This is a genomic window from Streptomyces sp. JLYT201, from assembly GCF_059448825.1.
Window position 1 is genome coordinate 8032621 of record NZ_CM182551.1, and the last position, 17219, is coordinate 8049839.

The 17219-nt window shown below is 72.9% G+C and carries 16 protein-coding genes; 11 read left to right on the forward strand and 5 right to left on the reverse strand.

Going from position 1 to position 17219, the window contains the following annotated elements; all coding sequences use genetic code 11:
• The 9 genes from AC5WAM_RS34245 (at window position 1) to AC5WAM_RS34285 (ending at window position 7454) form a co-directional block, all read left to right on the forward strand.
• Window positions 1-615 carry a riboflavin synthase gene (locus AC5WAM_RS34245; protein ID WP_495519877.1) on the forward strand — a complete coding sequence of 205 codons (615 nt, stop codon included), beginning with the start codon at window positions 1-3 and terminating at the stop codon, window positions 613-615.
• Entirely contained in the window at window positions 612-1280 is a 669-nt protein-coding gene (locus tag AC5WAM_RS34250; protein WP_172384521.1) for a nicotinamide mononucleotide transporter family protein, read from the forward strand. Before AC5WAM_RS34245 ends, AC5WAM_RS34250 begins: the two co-directional genes overlap by 4 nt.
• The gene (locus AC5WAM_RS34255) at window positions 1277-2605 is read left to right on the forward strand and encodes a bifunctional 3,4-dihydroxy-2-butanone-4-phosphate synthase/GTP cyclohydrolase II (RefSeq protein WP_138958532.1); all 1329 of its coding nucleotides are present in this window, start codon (window positions 1277-1279) and stop codon (window positions 2603-2605) included. Before AC5WAM_RS34250 ends, AC5WAM_RS34255 begins: the two co-directional genes overlap by 4 nt.
• A gap of 44 nt (window positions 2606-2649) precedes the next feature.
• Entirely contained in the window at window positions 2650-3135 is a 486-nt protein-coding gene (ribH, locus tag AC5WAM_RS34260; RefSeq protein WP_138958531.1) for a 6,7-dimethyl-8-ribityllumazine synthase, read from the forward strand.
• 35 nt (window positions 3136-3170) lie between these two features.
• Window positions 3171-3443 carry a phosphoribosyl-ATP diphosphatase gene (locus AC5WAM_RS34265; protein WP_030674739.1) on the forward strand — a complete coding sequence of 91 codons (273 nt, stop codon included), beginning with the start codon at window positions 3171-3173 and terminating at the stop codon, window positions 3441-3443.
• An 83-nt stretch (window positions 3444-3526) separates the two neighbouring features.
• Window positions 3527-4375 carry an ATP phosphoribosyltransferase gene (gene hisG, locus AC5WAM_RS34270; RefSeq protein WP_172384520.1) on the forward strand — a complete coding sequence of 283 codons (849 nt, stop codon included), beginning with the start codon at window positions 3527-3529 and terminating at the stop codon, window positions 4373-4375.
• A 20-nt stretch (window positions 4376-4395) separates the two neighbouring features.
• Window positions 4396-4848, forward strand: coding sequence for a PH domain-containing protein (locus AC5WAM_RS34275; protein WP_138958529.1), 453 nt, complete (start codon window positions 4396-4398; stop codon window positions 4846-4848).
• Between the two features lie 198 nt (window positions 4849-5046).
• The gene (locus tag AC5WAM_RS34280; RefSeq protein WP_495519878.1) at window positions 5047-6396 is read left to right on the forward strand and encodes a hemolysin family protein; all 1350 of its coding nucleotides are present in this window, start codon (window positions 5047-5049) and stop codon (window positions 6394-6396) included.
• Window positions 6393-7454: a hemolysin family protein gene (locus tag AC5WAM_RS34285; protein ID WP_495519879.1), complete on the forward strand. Its 1062-nt coding sequence runs from the start codon at window positions 6393-6395 to the stop codon at window positions 7452-7454. The genes AC5WAM_RS34280 and AC5WAM_RS34285 overlap by 4 nt, the downstream gene beginning before the upstream one ends.
• A 123-nt stretch (window positions 7455-7577) precedes the next feature.
• Here the strand turns inward: AC5WAM_RS34285 and AC5WAM_RS34290 are convergent, their stop codons facing one another.
• A complete protein-coding gene (locus AC5WAM_RS34290; RefSeq protein ID WP_495519880.1) occupies window positions 7578-8282 on the reverse strand; it encodes a response regulator in 705 nt (234 codons plus the stop codon).
• A 345-nt stretch (window positions 8283-8627) separates the two neighbouring features.
• On the opposite strand from AC5WAM_RS34290, the gene AC5WAM_RS34295 reads away from it, so the two are divergent.
• On the forward strand, window positions 8628-8798 hold the full coding sequence (locus AC5WAM_RS34295) for a hypothetical protein (RefSeq protein ID WP_495519881.1): 171 nt from the start codon (window positions 8628-8630) through the stop codon (window positions 8796-8798).
• 39 nt (window positions 8799-8837) lie between these two features.
• Here the strand turns inward: AC5WAM_RS34295 and AC5WAM_RS34300 are convergent, their stop codons facing one another.
• From AC5WAM_RS34300 to AC5WAM_RS34310, 3 genes are all read right to left on the reverse strand, one after another.
• Window positions 8838-10799, reverse strand: a complete 1962-nt coding sequence (locus AC5WAM_RS34300) for a sensor histidine kinase (protein WP_495519882.1) — start codon at window positions 10797-10799, stop codon at window positions 8838-8840.
• Window positions 10800-10925: 126 nt separating this feature from the next.
• Window positions 10926-12809 carry an AAA family ATPase gene (locus AC5WAM_RS34305; protein ID WP_366794131.1) on the reverse strand — a complete coding sequence of 628 codons (1884 nt, stop codon included), beginning with the start codon at window positions 12807-12809 and terminating at the stop codon, window positions 10926-10928.
• A 456-nt stretch (window positions 12810-13265) separates the two neighbouring features.
• Entirely contained in the window at window positions 13266-13916 is a 651-nt protein-coding gene (locus AC5WAM_RS34310; protein WP_495519883.1) for a uridine kinase family protein, read from the reverse strand.
• A gap of 283 nt (window positions 13917-14199) precedes the next feature.
• Between AC5WAM_RS34310 and AC5WAM_RS34315 the strand changes: the two genes are divergently transcribed.
• Window positions 14200-15558: a C39 family peptidase gene (locus AC5WAM_RS34315; protein WP_495519884.1), complete on the forward strand. Its 1359-nt coding sequence runs from the start codon at window positions 14200-14202 to the stop codon at window positions 15556-15558.
• Window positions 15559-15612: 54 nt separating this feature from the next.
• Here AC5WAM_RS34315 and AC5WAM_RS34320 read toward each other — a convergent pair whose 3' ends face one another.
• The gene (locus AC5WAM_RS34320) at window positions 15613-17097 is read right to left on the reverse strand and encodes a M1 family metallopeptidase (protein ID WP_495519885.1); all 1485 of its coding nucleotides are present in this window, start codon (window positions 17095-17097) and stop codon (window positions 15613-15615) included.
• Between the last annotated feature and the right edge of the window lie 122 nt (window positions 17098-17219).

A 17219-nucleotide genomic window follows, 5' to 3' on the forward strand; every position in this document is an offset into this window, starting at 1 on the left:
GTGTTCACCGGAATCGTCGAAGAGCTGGGCGAAGTCACCGCCGTCGAGACCCTGGCCGACGCGTCCCGCTTCCGCCTGCGCGGTCCCGTCGTCACCGACGGCGCGAAGCACGGCGACTCCATCGCCGTCAACGGCGTGTGTCTCACCGTCGTCGACCACGAGGGCGACGAGTTCACCGCCGACGTGATGGCCGAGACCCTGAACCGCTCCAGCCTCGGCGCCCTCGTGCCCGGCTCGAAGGTCAACCTGGAGCGCCCCACCGCCGTGGGCGGCCGCCTCGGCGGCCACATCGTGCAGGGGCACGTCGACTCCGTCGGGACCGTGGTGCGCCGCGAGGCCTCCGAGAACTGGGAGGTCGTCACGGTCTCCCTGCCCGCGGACCTCGCCCGCTACGTGGTCGAGAAGGGCTCCATCACCGTCGACGGCGTCAGCCTGACCGTCGTCGACGCCGGACCCGACTACTTCACCGTCAGCCTCATCCCCACGACGCTCGCGCTCACCACGCTCGGCGTCAAGCAGCCCGGCGACCCCGTCAACCTCGAGGTCGACGTCATCGCCAAGTACGTGGAGCGCCTGCTCGGCACCCGCTCCCCGAGTGAGGAGCCCACGCGATGAACCACTTCGACTGGCTCAACGCGGAGGCCTTCACCGCCTTCGGCCAGCACATCATGTGGTCCGACATGGTCGGCAACAGCGTCGGCCTGATCGCCCTCGCCCTCGGCTGGCGCCGCTCGATATGGACCTGGCCCGCCCAGTTCCTGTCCGGCGTGATCCTCGTGGCCGCGTACGCCTCCGCCCAGCTGTCCGGCGGCGTCGGCAAGCAGCTCCTGGTCATCGGCGTCGCGGTGTGGGGCTGGCGGCAGTGGACGCGCGGCAGCCAGAAGGCACAGGACGGCTCCATCGCCGTCCGCTTCGCCACCTGGAAGGAGCGCGGACTGCTCCTCGGCGGCACTGCCGTCGGCACCCTCGCCGTCGGCGCGCTGTTCTCCGCCGTGCCCGACCTCTCCTGGAACCCCTGGCCGGACGCCTACATCTTCGTCGGCACGCTCGCCGCGATGGTCGCCCAGGCGCGCGGCCTGGTCGAGTTCTGGTTCGCGTGGCTGCTCGTCGACGTCGTCGGGGTGCCGCTCGCGTTCTCCAGCGGGCTCGCCTTCTCCGGCCTCGTGTACGTCGTCTACCTCGCCCTGGTGCTGTGGGGCCTGCGCGACTGGTGGCTGCGCTCCCGCCGCGCCACCGCCGCTCCGCAGCCGCAGCCCGTCATCGAAGGAGTCCCGGCATGACCACCCACACGCCTCCCGCCGCCCCCGATGACGCCGGGCCGGTGCACCCCTTCTACTACACGACCGACAACTCCGAGGACCTCTGCCTCGACCCCGTCGAGCTGGCCGTCCGGGACATCGCCGCGGGCCGCCCCGTCGTGGTCGTCGACGACGAGAACCGGGAGAACGAGGGCGACCTCGTCGTCGCCGCAGAGAAGGCGACCCCCGAGATCGTCGCCTTCATGATGACCGAGTGCCGCGGCCTGATCTGCGCCCCCATGGAGGGCGACGAGCTCGACCGGCTCGCACTGCCGCAGATGGTCACGGAGAACACCGAGTCGATGAGCACGGCCTTCACCGTGACCGTCGACGCCGGTCCCGCGCACGGCGTGACCACCGGCATCTCCGCCGCCGACCGCGCCACCACCCTGCAGATGCTCGCCGGCGGCAAGGCCAAGGCCGACGACTTCGTCCGCCCCGGCCACATCTTCCCGCTGCGCGCCAAGGAGGGCGGCGTCCTCGCCCGCAACGGCCACACCGAGGCCGCCATCGACCTGGCCCGGCTCGCGGGCCTGCGCCCGGCCGGAGCGATCTGCGAGATCGCCGGCGAGGACGGGCGCATGCTGCGCCTGCCGCAGCTGATCCCCTTCGCACGGAAGCACGGACTGACCATCATCTCCATCGAGGACCTGATCGACTACCGGCGCTCCGCGGAGCCCACCGTGCGCCGCGAGGCCGAGGTCCACCTGCCCACGGCCTTCGGCGAGTTCACCGCGTACGGCTACCGCTCCACGGCCGACGGCGTCGAGCACGTGGCGCTCGTCCACGGCGACATCCAGGACGGCGAGGACGTCCTGGTGCGCGTCCACTCCGAGTGCCTGACCGGCGACGTCTTCCACTCCCTGCGCTGCGACTGCGGCCCGCAGCTCCAGGAGTCCATGCGGCGCATCGCCACCGCGGGCCGCGGCGTCGTGGTCTATCTGCGCGGCCACGAGGGCCGCGGCATCGGCCTGATGTCCAAGCTGCGCGCCTACGAGCTCCAGGAGCGCGGCAGCGACACCCTGGACGCCAACCTGGAGCTGGGCCTGCCCGCCGACGCCCGGGACTACGGCGCGGGCGCGCAGATCCTCGACGACCTCGGCGTGCGCAGCCTGCGCCTCCTCACCAACAACCCCGACAAGACCGAGGCACTCGCCCGCCACGGCCTGAAGGTCATCGCCCGCGAGCCCATGCCGGTCACCGCGGGCGAGCACAACCTGCGCTATCTGCGCACCAAGCGCGACCGCATGGGCCACGACCTGCCCTGGCTCGACGCCACGGACATGTCCGCCTGCGGCAACCAGTGACTTCCGTCCACCACCGTCCACCCCACCACCCCTAGGAGAAGCGCGTGAGCGGCAAGGGTGCCCCCGAACTGAGCGTGAAGAACTGCGGTGACCTGCGCGTCGCCGTCATCGCCGCCCTCTGGCACGAGAAGGTCATGGACGGCCTCGTCGACGGCGCGCTGCGCGCCCTGCACGAGCTCGGCATCGACGAGCCGACCCTGCTGCGCGTGCCCGGCAGCTTCGAGCTGCCGGTCGTCGCCAAGGTCCTCGCGGGCCGCGGCTACGACGCGATCGTGGCCCTCGGCGTCGTGATCCGCGGGGGCACCCCGCACTTCGACTACGTGTGCCAGGGCGTCACCCAGGGCCTCACCCAGGTGTCCGTCGACACCGGTGTGCCGATCGGCTTCGGCGTACTGACCTGCGACACCGAGGAGCAGGCGCTGGACCGCGCGGGCATCGAGGGCTCCAGCGAGGACAAGGGCCACGAGGCGGTCACGGCGGCCGTCGCGACGGCCGCCACCCTGCGCACGGTCTCCGAGCCCTGGCGCTGAGCGGGCCACCGCGGGCGCGTAGAGTAAGCGGCATCATGTCCAAGAAGACTTTCGAGGAGCTCTTCACCGAGCTCCAGCACAAGGCAGCCCACGGCGACCCCGCCACCTCCCGCACCGCGGAACTGGTGGACAAGGGCGTCCATGCCATCGGCAAGAAGGTCGTCGAGGAGGCCGCCGAGGTGTGGATGGCCGCCGAGTACGAGGGCAAGGAAGCCGCCGCCGAGGAGATCTCGCAGCTCCTGTACCACGTGCAGGTGATGATGGTCGCCCGCGGGATCTCCCTCAGCGACGTGTACGCCCACCTCTAGGACGAACGTTCCATCCGGCGCGCGGCACGTACGCCGCCCCCGCACCTCCGCACCCGCACCTCCACGCAAAGGAATTCGACCTCATGCTGCGCATCGCCGTCCCCAACAAGGGTTCACTGTCCGGACCTGCGTCGGCGATGCTGCATGAGGCCGGATACCAGCAGCGCCGCGAGTCCAAGGAACTCGTCATCGTCGACCCCGAGAACGAGGTCGAGTTCTTCTACCTGCGCCCGCGCGACATCGCCATCTACGTCTCCTCGGGCAAGCTCGACATCGGCATTACCGGCCGCGACCTGCTGATCGACTCCGGTGCGAGCGCCGAGGAGATCCTTCCGCTCGGCTTCGCCCGCTCCACCTTCCGCTTCGCCGCCAAGCCGGGCACCGCCCAGGGCCTCGCGGACCTCGCGGGCCGCACCGTCGCCACCTCCTACGAGGGCATCGTCGGCAAGCACCTGGCCGACAGCGGCGTCGACGCCTCCGTCATCCACCTCGACGGCGCCGTCGAAACCGCCATCGAGCTGGGCGTCGCCCAGGTGATCGCGGACGTCGTGGAGACCGGCACCAGCCTGCGCAACGCGGGCCTCGAAGTGTTCGGCGAGCCGATCATGAAGTCCGAGGCCGTGGTCATCCGGCGCACCGGCGCCGAGGCCGACGACCCCAAGGTGCAGCAGTTCCTGCGCCGCCTCCAGGGCGTCCTGGTCGCCCGTACGTACGTGATGATGGACTACGACTGCCGCGCCGAGCACCTGGAGCAGGCCGTGGCCCTCACCCCGGGCCTGGAGTCGCCGACCATCTCCCCGCTGCACAACGAGGGCTGGGTCGCCGTCCGCTCCATGGTGCCGACCAAGGACGCCCAGCGGGTCATGGACGACCTGTACGCCATCGGCGCGCGCGCCATCCTGACCACGGCGATCCACGCCTGCCGCCTGTGACCGGACAGGAAAGCACCGTCATGACCGATTCCCCCGCCCCGCCCGCCCTCCCGGTCACCTTCCGGCCCGGGCGCACCCGGGCCGTGCTGCTCACCGCCGCCGCCGCGATCTTCGCGGTCCTGGTGGTGATCGCGGTGATCCTGCCCGACCTCAACCCGGGCGAGCGCGTCAGCTTCGTCTTCACCGGAGCGCTGCTCTCCGGCGCTCTCGTGCTGCTCAGCAGGCCCAAGGTGATCGCCGACGAGTCCGGTGTCACCGTGGTGAACATCGCCACCCGGCGCCGGCTCGCCTGGGCCGAGATCGTCCAGGTCAACCTGCGCCCCGGCGACCCGTGGGTGTTCCTCAACCTCACCGACGGCACCAGCCTGCCCGCCCTCGGCATCCAGCCGGGCATCGCCAAGCAGCAGGCCATCAGCGACGCCCGGGCGCTGCGCTCCCTGGCCGACGCGCGTTCGGGCAGCGAGCACGGCTGACCTCAGCGGGGGGTCTTGATTAATCTGGTGGCGGGGTCGGCCCGGTGTGCCGCCCCGCCCCTGCCGGGCCCCCGGCCCCCAGGGGCTCCTGCTATCCGAGGAGTGACTCCCTCCGGCGATGGACGGATCGTCCTGTAGTACCTGCGCCGCCCCCTCCCGACATACCGGGACCCGCGCACCGGGCGAGGCGGCGGCATCATGACCATCCCCCTGCTGCTCCTCGGAGCGGCCTTCCTGTTGATCCTCGCCAACGGCTTCTTCGTCGCGGCCGAGTTCGGCCTCGTCACCGTCGAGCGGCCCGACGCCGAACAGGCGGCGGCCGACGGCGACCGCCGCGCCCGCAGGGTCGTGAGCTCCCTCAAGGAGCTGTCCTTCCAGCTGTCGGGCACACAGCTCGGCATCACCCTCACCTCCCTCGTCGTCGGCATGCTCGCCGAACCGGCCCTCGCGCACCTGCTCGCGGGCCCGTTCACCGCCGCGGGCCTGCCCGAAGCGGCGGTTCCCGGGGTCTCCGTGGCCGTCGGCATGCTCCTGGCGTCCGCCGTGCAGATGGTGATCGGCGAACTCGTGCCGAAGAACTGGGCGGTGTCGAAGCCGCTCCAGGTGGCCCGGTTCGTCGCGGGCCCGCAGCACGTCTTCGCGCGTCTGTTCCGCCCGGTGATCGCCGCGCTGAACGCCGTCGCCAACCGGCTCGTGCGCGCGCTCGGCGTCGAGCCCACCGAGGAGCTGGCCTCCGCCCGCACCCCCGGCGAACTGGTGTCGCTCGCCCGGCACTCGGCCCGCGCCGGGGCCCTGGAGCAGGACACCGCCGACCTGTTCGTGCGCACCCTGTCCCTCGGCGAACTGACCGCGCAGCACGTGCTGACGCCGCGCGTGAAGGTCAGCGCGCTCCAGTCGTCCGCCACCGCCGAGGACGTGGTCAACCTGACCCGCGCCACCGGCCTGTCCCGCTTCCCGGTCTACCGCGAGCGGATCGACGAGGTCGTCGGCGTGGTCCACCTCAAGGACGCCCTCGCCGTGCCCGGCCACGCGCGGCTGCGCACACCGGTCAGCCGCATCGCCAAGCCGCCGCTGCTCGTCCCCGAGACGCTGCCCGTGCAGCCCCTCCTGGAGCGGCTGCGCAGCGAGCAGCCCATGGCCGTCGTCGTCGACGAGTACGGCGGCACGGCGGGCGTCGTCACCCTGGAGGACATCGTCGAGGAACTCGTCGGCGAGGTCCGCGACGAGCACGACCGCCAGGACCTGCCCGAACTCGCCGCGGCCCCGCCCGAGGACGGCCGCCCCGCCTGGGACGCCGACGGCGGCTGCCGCGTCGACACGCTCCAGCGCATAGGCCTCGACGTCCCCGAGGGGCCGTACGAGACGGTGGCCGGGCTCGTCGCCGACCTCCTCGGGCGCATCCCCGCGCCCGGCGACCGGGCCGAACTGCCGGGCTGGCGGCTCGCGGTGCGCCAGGTCGGGCACTACCGCGCCGAGCGCGTGCGGCTCGTACGGACCGCGGGCGCGCGGCCCGCGGGGGACAGGGCCGTCGCGGAGGCGGTGCGATGAGCGCCCTCCAACTCCTCCTGGCCCTCCTGCTCGTGCTCGCCAACGGCTTCTTCGTGGGAGCCGAGTTCGCGCTCGTCTCCGTGCGCCGCAGCCAGATCGAGCCGCTCGGCACGGCGCGGGCCCGCCAGGTCCTGTACGGCCTGGAGCACCTGCCGCAGATGATGGCCGCCGCCCAGTTCGGCATCACCGTCTGCTCGTTGACGCTCGGCGCGGTCGCCGAGCCGACCGTGGCACACCTCCTGGAGCCGCTGTTCGAAGCGGCCCGCCTGCCGGACGGCGTGGTCCACCCCCTCGGGTACGTGATCGCGCTCGCGGTGGTCGTCTTCCTGCACCTCGTCATCGGCGAGATGGTCCCCAAGAACCTCGCCATGGCGGCGCCGGAGCGGACCGCGCTCTGGCTCAGCCCGGGCCTGGTCGCCTTCGCCCGGCTCTGCCGCCCGGTCACGACCGCGCTCGGGGCCTGCGCCCGGCTGGTCCTGCGGCTCTTCGGGGTCGAGCCCAAGGACGAGGTCGAGGCGGTCTTCACCAGCGTGCAGCTGGGCCGCCTGGTCGAGGACGCGGGCCAGGCCGGGCTGCTCGACCCGCAGGAGCAGGAGCGCCTGGAGGACGCCCTGGAGCTGGGCTCGCGCCCGGTCACCGACGTCCTGCTCGACAGCGCGTCCCTGGTCACCGTCGGCCCGTCCGTCACCCCGGACCAGGTGGTCGACCTCACCGCCCGCACCGGCTACTCCCGTTTCCCGGTCCGCGCGGAGAGCGGCGCCTTCATGGGCTATCTGCACGTCAAGGACGTCCTCGACCTGGAGGACACCGACCGTGCGGTGCCGCAGCACGTCTGGCACCAGATGACGACCCTGCGGGCCGAACTGCCCCTGGACGACGCCCTGTCGGTGATGCGGCACGCCGCGACCCATCTGGCGCAGGTCGCCGACCCCTGCGGCCGGATCCTCGGCCTCGTCGCCCTGGAGGACGTACTGGAACTCCTGGTGGGCGAGGTCAAGGACCCCGCCCACCGGGTGACCGTGCCACGGGCGACGAGGGGAAAGACACTCGTGGGCTGACCGACCAGGGTGCCGAACACCGGGCGGACCGCACCTCTTCACGCGCCGGGCGGGGCAGTATGCAGCCCGTCCGGCGCTTGAGGACGAGCGCGCAGCGCGACAACCCGGTCCGGGCCTCCGGCCTCAGGCTCGCCCCAGGCCCGCGTCGCGGGCCCGCACGATGGCCGTGGCGCGGTCGGCGACCTGGAGCTTCACGAAGATCGCCGAGACGTGGTTGCTGATGGTCTTCGGCGCCAGCTGGAGCCTGCGGGCGATCGCCGGGTTGGCCATGCCCGCGGCGATCAGATCGAGGACCTCCAGCTCGCGCGCCGTCAGCTCCGGGAACGGCGAGCGCGCCGCGGCGTCCCGCGGCCGGGCCATCCACTCGGCCACGCGCCGGGCGATGCGGGGCCCGAAGATGGCCTCCCCGGCGGCCACGCAGCGGACCGCGCGGACGATCTCGTCCTGCGCCGCGCCCTTGAGGATGTAGCCGCGGGCGCCCGCCCGCATCGCCGCGAACACCGACTCGTCGTCCTCGAACATCGTCAGGACGAGCACCGCCGTGTCCGGCGCGGACGCGAGCACCTCCCGGGTCGCGCCGACCCCGTCGAGGTCGGGCATCTCCAGGTCGATGACGAGCACCCGGGGCCGGTGGAGCAGCGTCTCGCGCACGGCGTCGCGGCCGCCCGCCGCCTCGCCGACGACTCTGATGCCGTCGATGGACCCGAGCAGCGCCCGCAGGCCCCCGCGGACCACGGGGTGGTCGTCGGCCAGGACCACGGTCAGCTCACTGGACTCGGCGGGCGTCGTCAAGGCGCGGCTCCCAACGGCGGTGATGCGTCCTGCCATGTCTACCCATCGTTCCGGACGGCGGACCCTGTGTCCTGGGCGCGGGCACCCGAATCGGCCGGGAGGACTTCCCGGTACGGCAAGGAGCACGGGCCCTGACCCGAAGGGTCCGCACCGGACCATGCTGAGCCTGGAAAAACGGGGGGCCGCCGGGCCCGTGCCATCGGGCCCGGCCGGCAAACGAAGCCCCGCAGAGCCGATGACCAGGCCCCGGAACGGAGGCACACCCGATGCGCCGGACACCTCCTCGCGGGGCACCGCCCTTGAGCCCGCCGGTCTGCACGTGCGCGGCCCGGCACGTGCTCGTTCCCACGAGCCCGCACCCCAAGGACAAGGAGAACGGCAATGCGCGACACACTCAAGGCAGTTGGCGTGGCGACCCTTGCCGCGGCGGCCCTCTGCGCCGGTTTCGCCGGGACAGCGGCGGCCGCGACGGGGGGAGGTGGTGCGGTCACGAGGGTGGTGGCCGCGGGTGAGCACGTCCACCACGCGTGGACACGGATCCTGTACGGCTGACGGAATCAGGGGCCTCAGTCGTACAGTGCCGCGCTGGTGCTAGCGGGACCGCAACGGCAGGACGGCGCTCACCTCCCCGCCCTCCGGACCGGACCGGCACCGGCACCAGCCGGCGAGCTCGGCGGCCCGCTCCGCCATCGTGGACATGCCCACCCCGGGCTGCCACGGCAGGGCGGACGGGCCGCCGTTGTCGGTGACCCGGATGCGCAGCGCGTCGTCGACGCGCAGCCGGACCAGGGCGTGGTCGGCCCGCGAGTGCCGGGCGGCGTTCGTCAGCGCCTCGGTCGCGATCCGGTACGCCGCCACCTCGACCGCGGCCGGCAGCCGGGGGAGCCTGCCGGGCGCGTCGATGGTGATGGCGAGCGGCGCGCCGCCGACGCGGTGGCTGAGCCGCTCGGCCTGCCGGGCGAGGGCGGCCACCAGCCCCAGCTCGTCCAGGGCGGGCGGCCGCAGCCCCTCGACGAGACGGCGGATCTCGTCGATGGCGCCGCTCGCGTGCCCGCGCAGCTGGTCGAGCAGGAGCTCGGCCGTGGCCGGGTCGGAGCGGATCAGATTGCGCACCGCGTCGGCGGTGAAGGCGAGGCCGGTGAGGGTGGGCCCGAGCCCGTCGTGCAGATCGCGGCGCAGCCGCCTGCGCTCCTCCTCGCGGGCCGACACCAGGTGCTCGCGCGAGGACTGGAGTTCCTCGGACAGGACGGTCGCCCGCACCGCCACCCCCAGCGGCACCACCAGGACCTGGAGGGTGCGCAGGTCCTCTGCGTCGAGCCGGGCCTGCCCCCGGCGGGTGCCCACGACCAGCTCGGCGTCCTTGGTGCCCGGCGCGGGCAGCGGCACCATCGCGCAGCCGGGCGGCGGGGTGCCGGAGGCCGCCACCGGGCGCCCTTCGAGGTGGAAGGCGGCGTACGGCAGGCGCAGGGCGTCGCGGACCGCGAGGAGCAGCCCGTCCAGGCCGGTCTCGGCGGTCAGCCGGGCGCCCAGCCGGTTGAGCGCGCGCACGGGGTCGGCCCGGTCGCCGTAGAGGAACCGGTCGATGCCGTGCTGGAGCACGCCGCGCACGGGGTGGAAGGCGATCGCGACGGCGATGGCGACCAGCGCGGCCCCGCCGATGTGGAAGGTCTCGCGCAGCACCCGGTCCAGGAACAGGACCACGGCCGTGTACACGCCGAGCACCCCGAGGGACAGCGTCATGTACAGCAGGGCGCGGGAGACCACCCACTGGATGTCGAGGACCTGCGGGCACAGGATCGCGACGGCGATCGCGATCGGCTGGGCGGTGATGAGGACCTGGAGGGCCTCCGCGTTCATGCCGAGCGGCCACCACGGCACGGCGCAGAGCACGGCGAGCATCAGCCACAGCATCTGGCGGCGCAGCCGCTCGTCGCCCCAGCGGTAGCGCACTATCAGGGCGGCGAGGTCGATGAGCATGGGGACGAAGATCCCCAGGAGGTCGGTCTGCGCCCGGTACGGCTCCAGCGGCGGCCAGCTCAGGACCCGCAGGTACCCCGAGGGGCCGCCGAGCGCGTACGGCTCCGGCGTCGTCACGCTCCACAGCCAGAACAGGCCCCCGAGGGCGGCGGTGCCCCAGAGCACCGGGCGCCAGCGCGGGTCCGCGAGCTGGCCGGTGGGGAACAGCAGGAGCGCGAGCGGTACGAAGAGCCGCAGGCCCAGCGGCCAGAAGGCCAGGGCGAGGGTCACCAGGACGCGGAGCGTCGCCGGGGCCCAGTCCTCGCGCAGGCCGAGGGCGAGGAGGCCGAGGCTCAGGACGGTCCCGGCGTGCGCGGCGCCGCCGCCGAGCAGGAGCCAGCCGATGGGGTTGCGGGGGCGGCGCCAGGCCACGGCGACCCCGCAGGCGGCGAAGATCAGGGACAGCGTGGTGTCCGTGACGACGAAGCTGTCGGCGGCGAGCTGGAAGCTGAGCCCGCAAACGATCCACAGGGCCACACCGGTGCCGGTGGCCGTCGTGACGGCGGCGAAGGATCCCCATGCCAGCCAGGTGGTCATCGTCGCGCACCCCCACCGTGTCCGCGCCCTTGTGGTCAGGGTCGCGGACTCCTGGCCAGGACTTGCACGCTTGGGCGGCAAATGCCCCTAAGGGGTGACGGGCGGGGCCGTTCCGTCCGGGTGCGGTCAGCCCGCTCCGGAGGGTCCCGTGGGGCCGCGGCCCGAGAGGACCTCGCCGTACGCCTGCATCAGGTCGGGCAGCCGCAGCGTCGCCAGGTCGGTGCGGGTCGGCTCGCCCGGATAGCCGGAGAGCCGCAGGTCGCGATAGGCGCAGCTCTTCTCGTACAGGGTGCGCAGGAACCTTCCGTTGCCCAGTTCGTCGATCCAGGCCTGGTCGACGACGTGGCCGCTGATGGACCGCAGCTCGTCGAGGGCCTCCTCGTCCCACACGTCGCCGTTCTCACCGGCGAGCACCTCGCCGATCGCGGTGAGTTCGAGCGGGCGGTACGAGGGGAAGTCGACGCGGGTGGTGAAGCGCGAGGACAGGCCGGGGTTCGCGGCGAGCAGGCGGTCCATGCCCTCCGGGTAGCCGGCGAGGATGACCACGAGGTGGTCGCGGTTGTCCTCGGCCCGCTTCAGGAGCACCTGGAGCGCCTCGTCGCCGTACGCGTCGCCCTTGCCGTAGCCGGAGTTGGACAGGGCGTAGGCCTCGTCGACGAAGAGGACCCCGCCGATGGCGGAGTCGATGAGCTCGTTGGCCTTGACGGCGGTCTGTCCCAGGTACTCGCCGACCAGGTCGGCGCGCTGCGCCTCCACCAGGTGGTCGCCGCCGAGCAGGCCGAGCGCGTAGAAGACCCGGCCGAGGATGCGGGCCACGGTGGTCTTGCCGGTGCCGGAGGGGCCGGAGAAGACGAAGTGTCGTTTCGGCGGTTGCACGGGCAGGCCCTGGGCCGCCCGCAGACGGGCCATGTTGAGCTGTGCCGAGAGCGCCTTGACCTGCCGTTTGACGGGTTCGAGCCCGACCATGCGCTCCAGCTCGGCGATGGCCTGGGCGAGCAGAGCCGGATCCGTGGGGCCGGGCGGCAGTTGCGGCGGCGGGGGCTTGACGGGGATGATCGCCTTCTCCCGCACGGTGTCGGCGGCGGGCGGGTCGGCGGGGCCCGTGCCCGGCGGCAGATCGGGCTCGGTGACCTTCAGGTCGCGGCCCTCGGCGCCGAACAGGGCGTCCACGCCGTCGGGCGCGTCGAGCACGTCCTGGCCGAGGCCGGTGAGGGTGACGGCGGCGAGGTCGCTGCCGTCGTCGAAGCCGTCGCCCTCGGCGATGGCCGCGAGCCGCGCGGAGGTGTCCATGAAGGCGGGGTCGACGCGGTGCACCGCGCGGTACAGCGGCAGGGCGGCGGCGGACCTGCCGGTGCCCTCGTGCGCACGGGCCAGCCAGTAGCGCAGCTCCTTGCGCTGCGGCTGCTCGCTGCGGCAGCGCATCAGGGCGGCGGAGAGCAGCGGCTCCGCCTGGCCGTACATGTCGAGCCGGACCCGGGCCATGCCGCCGAACAGGCCCGCCTCGATGCCGAGCATCGGGTCGTCGATCAGCGGGTCGGTGTGCCGCACCAGCTGCTCCCAGTCCTTGACGAGGTAGGCGCGGCAGGCGTGCAGGAAGCGCACCTGGCTGTCGGTGTCGACGGGCGGCAGGCCCGCGAGCGCCCGGTCGAGCTCCGGTACGTGGCGCCCGTCGAGCCAGTGCGAGGCGTGCGCGAGCAGCAGGTCGCGGATGGACTCCAGGACGGGCTGGACCCACCAGCCGAGCCAGTACCAGGAGTTGAGGGTGCGGCCGTGCCGGGCGCGCTGCTCGCCGAAGCGGTCCCGGTGCTGGTACATGCGCAGGAGCGCCGTCGTCGTGTCGACGCGCAGCGCGTGCAGCCCGAGCCAGCCGTCGGCCATGCCCGGGTCGATGCGCACCGCGGCCCGGAACTCCTCCTCCGCCTGCGGATAGGCGCCCATCGTGTAGGCGTCGACCCCCCGCAGCCAGGCGAGGTCGGCCGGGGCGGCCCGGCCCTGCGTGCCGAAGTCCATCACGTCCCCCACAAGCCGTGCCCCCGTGTGTGTGCCACCGGGCCGCTGCCCGTCGGCGACCGATCTGAACCGCCTTGCTGCGGACGGGAGTTGACTCGGTGCGCGAAGCCGCCGTCCGTTTGGTCGCACCGAGAGGCATCGTACCTGCGGAGAGGCGCCCGGCCGTAGGGTGCGGGGGGCGCGGGATCGGGCGCGGAGGGTGCGGAAGCCGCCCTGGTGGGAGCGGGCCTGATGGTCACCCAGGGTGAGCGAATGGCGGCTCGCGGCGCCCGGTGGAAGGGGTGTGCGGGCAGAACGAAGCCCCCGATCACGGGGGAACAACCGGGGGCTTCGCGTAGAGGGGCGACCCGAAAGGCCGCTCCTTGAGAACGTAAGTCCTGTAAGGCCCCCGGGTCAAGCAGAGTTGGGCCACTCACGGAAACTGGCCATGTGGGGGGAAACGGTCCTCCCGAAGTTTCAGCGCGCTGCCGACGGATCTTCACTCTCAGTCACTATTTTGGCGTCCGCTGCCGTCCCAGCGGGCCCCGTCAGCACCTCGTACCCCTGAGGCAACTGGCGTACCAGAAGCTCCGCGTACGGCCGCGACGGGTCTTCGGCGAAATGACGCCGCTCGGCGCCTTCCCAGCCGTCCCAGAAGTCGCGTTGTTCCGGTCCGTCCCGGTGGCGTCCGCGGGCCCAGGAGTCGGCGCGCGGCAGCTCCATCCACAGCAGTCGCGCCAGGAACGGGCGTAGCACACGACGGCCCGCGCCGACACCCTCGACGAGGACGACGGGGGCGGCCGGCAGGGGGCGACTTGCAGGGCCGAAGCGGCGCGCGTGCCAGTCGTACGCCGCGTAATGCGCTGTTTCGCCCCGGGACAGCGGATCGATGACCTGCTCCCGCAGCCGGTCCGTCCAGCCGAACAGCGCCTCGTGGCTCGCGATGTCGTCGAGCCGGAGCACCGGCGCACCCCCGAGCGCGTCGGCGAGCCGCGAGGCGAACGTCGACTTGCCGGAGCCCGCGTGCCCGTCGACGGCGACGAGGCGGACGGGGCCGCAGGACGGAGGGAGCGTGCGCAGCGCACGGGCGAGGCGCGGGAGGGAGGCGGGGCGCCGGGTCATGGTCATCACCCGTCAGCCTAGGCCCCGCGCCGATTTCCGAACGATTGCGCGGTTCGGCGTGGCGTCGCAGGTCATACCACTGATGAAGGCCGATGCCGGGGGATTTCGCCGAGGTCCGCTCCCTGGCGGAAACCGCCGCCGCCCGGCCATAGTTGGCGCACTGTCGTGCACCTGACGAGTCTGGTCCGGGTCTCGTCCCGGCGGGCTTCGTCCCCACGGGCTCCCCTCCGGAGCCCGTCACCGAAGCGTCCGGCTGCTGCCGGACCCCATGCCGACCGGGGGACCGATCATGGACAGCATGTCCCGCAGAACCATCCTCGTCGCCACGGCAGGTGTCGTGGCCGCCGCGGCCGCGGCGGACCCCGCCGCCGCCCGCCCCCGTCCGCCGCGCGCCGACCGCCCGGTGGACAACCGCTTCTGGACCTCCCGCAAGGACTGGGCCGCCGGGGCGGCGGACGGCGTGCGCACCGTCGCCAAGCCCCGCGCGGGCGTCGAACTGGCCCGGCCGGTCGGCACCGTCGTCTACGCCGACCCGCACACCGGCAGGACCACTACCTGGGAGTACGCCCGGTGGACGGGCCCCGTGCACCGCTCGGCCGTGCCCGGCACGGAGCTCATCGCCTCCTGGAACGCCCGCACGCCCCGCGGCACCTGGATCCAGGTCGAGGTGGAGGCCGCCTACTCCGACGGCGCGCGGACGCCCTGGTACGTCCTCGGCCGCTGGGCCTCCGGCGACGACCGGCAGGATCCGCAGGCGCCGGTCATCCGGCGCACCTCGGTCGACGGCCAGAAGGACGGCAGGTCGACCGTGTGGACGGACACCCTGTCCCTCGACGACACCACGACCGGCCTGCGCCTCGTGTCGTACCGGCTGCGCCTGACCCTGTACCGCGCGCCCGGGACCGCGCTCACCCCCACGGTGTGGCGGCTCGGCGCGATGACGTCGGACGTGCCGGACCGCTTCACGGTGCCCGCGTCCGAGCCCGGGCACGCCGGGGAGCTCGCGGTGCCGCGCTACTCGCAGGAGATCCACAAGGGCCAGTACCCGGAGTACGACAACGGCGGCGAGGCCTGGTGCAGCCCCACCTCGTCCCAGATGATCCTGGAGTACTGGGGCCGCGGACCCACGGCCGCGGACCTCGCCTGGGTCGACCCCTCCTTCGCCGATCCGCAGGTGTGCCACGCGGCCCGCTTCACCTACGACTACCAGTACGGCGGCTGCGGCAACTGGCCGTTCAACGCCGCCTACGCCGCGACGTACCGGGACATGCAGGGCGTCGTCACCCGGCTCGGGTCGCTCACCGACCTGGAGACGCTGATCGCCGCGGGCATCCCCGCCATCACGTCGCAGTCGTTCCTGAAGGAGGAGCTGACCGGCGCGGGCTACGGCACGGCGGGCCATCTGATGACGGTCGTCGGCTTCACCGGCACCGGTGACGTGATCGCCAACGACCCGGCGTCGCCGAGCAACGCCGCGGTGCGGCGCGTGTACAAGCGGCGCGAGTGGGAGACGGTCTGGCTGCGGACCAAGCGCAGGAACGCGCAGGGCAAGGTCGTCTCCGGCACGGGCGGCGTGTGCTACCTGTACTTCCCGCTGCGGCCCTCCAAGGCCCAGCTGGCCGCGCTCGCCGCGGTCGGCGTGCGCTGACGCGGGGGCCCCGCCCCCGGTACGTCCCGGAGGCGGGGCCCGCGGTCACGGCGCTCAGGTCGCCGGATCCACCACCCAGTCCGGGTGCCCGGGCATCGGCGGCGTCTTCGCCCCGTACAGCCACGGCTTGAGGAAGCCCTCCAGGTCCTCGCCCGCGACCCGCGAGGCCAGGTCGATGTAGTCCTGCGTGCCGGCGGCCTTCCCGCGGTACTGGGTGACCCAGGCCCGCTCGATCTTCTGGAAGGTCTGCTCGCCCACCCGCTCGCGCAGCGCGTACAGCACGAGCGCCGAGCCGTCGTAGCGCATGCGCTTGAAGAGGTTGGGCTCGGTGGGCTCGGCGGGCGCGCCGTAGTCCTTGCGCCACTGGTCGTGCGCCTTGTACGCGGCCTTCATGGCCTGCTCGAAGCTGGTGCCCCCGTGCTGCTCGGAGTACAGGCGCTCGTAGAAGCGGGCGTGGCCCTCGCTGACCCACAGGTCGGACCAGCCCTTGAGCGCGACGCTGTCGCCGAACCACTGGTGGGTCAGCTCGTGCACCAGATTGCGCTCCGCGTCGACCTGGGTGCCGAGCAGATCGGCCTTGGGGACGAGCGAGAGGGTCTGGGTCTCCAGGGCGACGCCGAGGTCGGTGTCGCCGACGAGGATCCCGTAGCGGTCGAAGGGGTAGGGGCCGAGCTTCTCCTGGAGCCAGGCCAGGTGGTCCTCGGTGAGCTTGCGGTACTTCGCGGTCGGCTCGACGAGGGCGTCCGGCACCACGTCGCGGATCGGCAGCCCGCCCGGGCCCGTCCGGTCGTCGAGGGTGAACCTGCCGACGGCCAGCTGCACCAGCTGGGTGGACAGCGGCTGCTCGGAGTCGTACGTCCACTGCACCCGGTCGCCCGGCTTGACGGTCCTGCCGACCAGCTTGCCGTTGGCGACGGCCGTCAGGTCCTTCGGGGTGGTGATGCGGAAGGTGATGGGGGCGTGCTGGCTGGGGTGGTCGTTGGCGGGGAAGATCAGCCGGGCGCCGTTGGGCTGGGGGTAGACCACCGTGCCGTCGGGCGTGGGGATCCAGCCGTAGTCCTCGATGGCGTCGTCGCGGTGGCGGACCTGGGTGGGGTCGGCGGTGTAGGTCACCTTCACGGTGAAGGAGCGGCCCTTGGCCAGCGGCGACTTGGGCGTGACGGTCAGCTCGTCGCCCGCGCGCGAGGCGGACGCGGCCCTGCCGTCGACGGTGACCGCGTGCAGGGTGTTGCCGCCGAAGTCGAGGTTGAAGCGGGACAGCGACTGGGTGGCGGTGGCCTTGATGGTCGCGGTCGCCTCGAACGGCGTCCTGGGCGCCTGCCAGTCGAAGTCCAGGAGGTAGCGGTCGACCTGGTAGCCGCCGTTGCCGTCGAGCGGGAACATCGGGTCGCCGAGGCCCGGGGCGCCGGGCGACGGCTTGGCCTCGGAGGTCGAGGCGGAGGTGGCGTACGAGACCGGTCCGGTGAGGGCGGCCGCCACGGTCACGGCCGCCGCCAGGGCGAGCCGCGCTCTGCGGCGGGGCGTCGGGAACGTACTCATCGGAAACCCTTCGGTCGATGGTGCGTGGACGTACGACCGGTGGCGCTCGGACGTACGCCGACTTAGACGCACGGCACGGGGTCCGAGTTGTGGGGTGACCAACGTCTCGCCCGATACGAGTG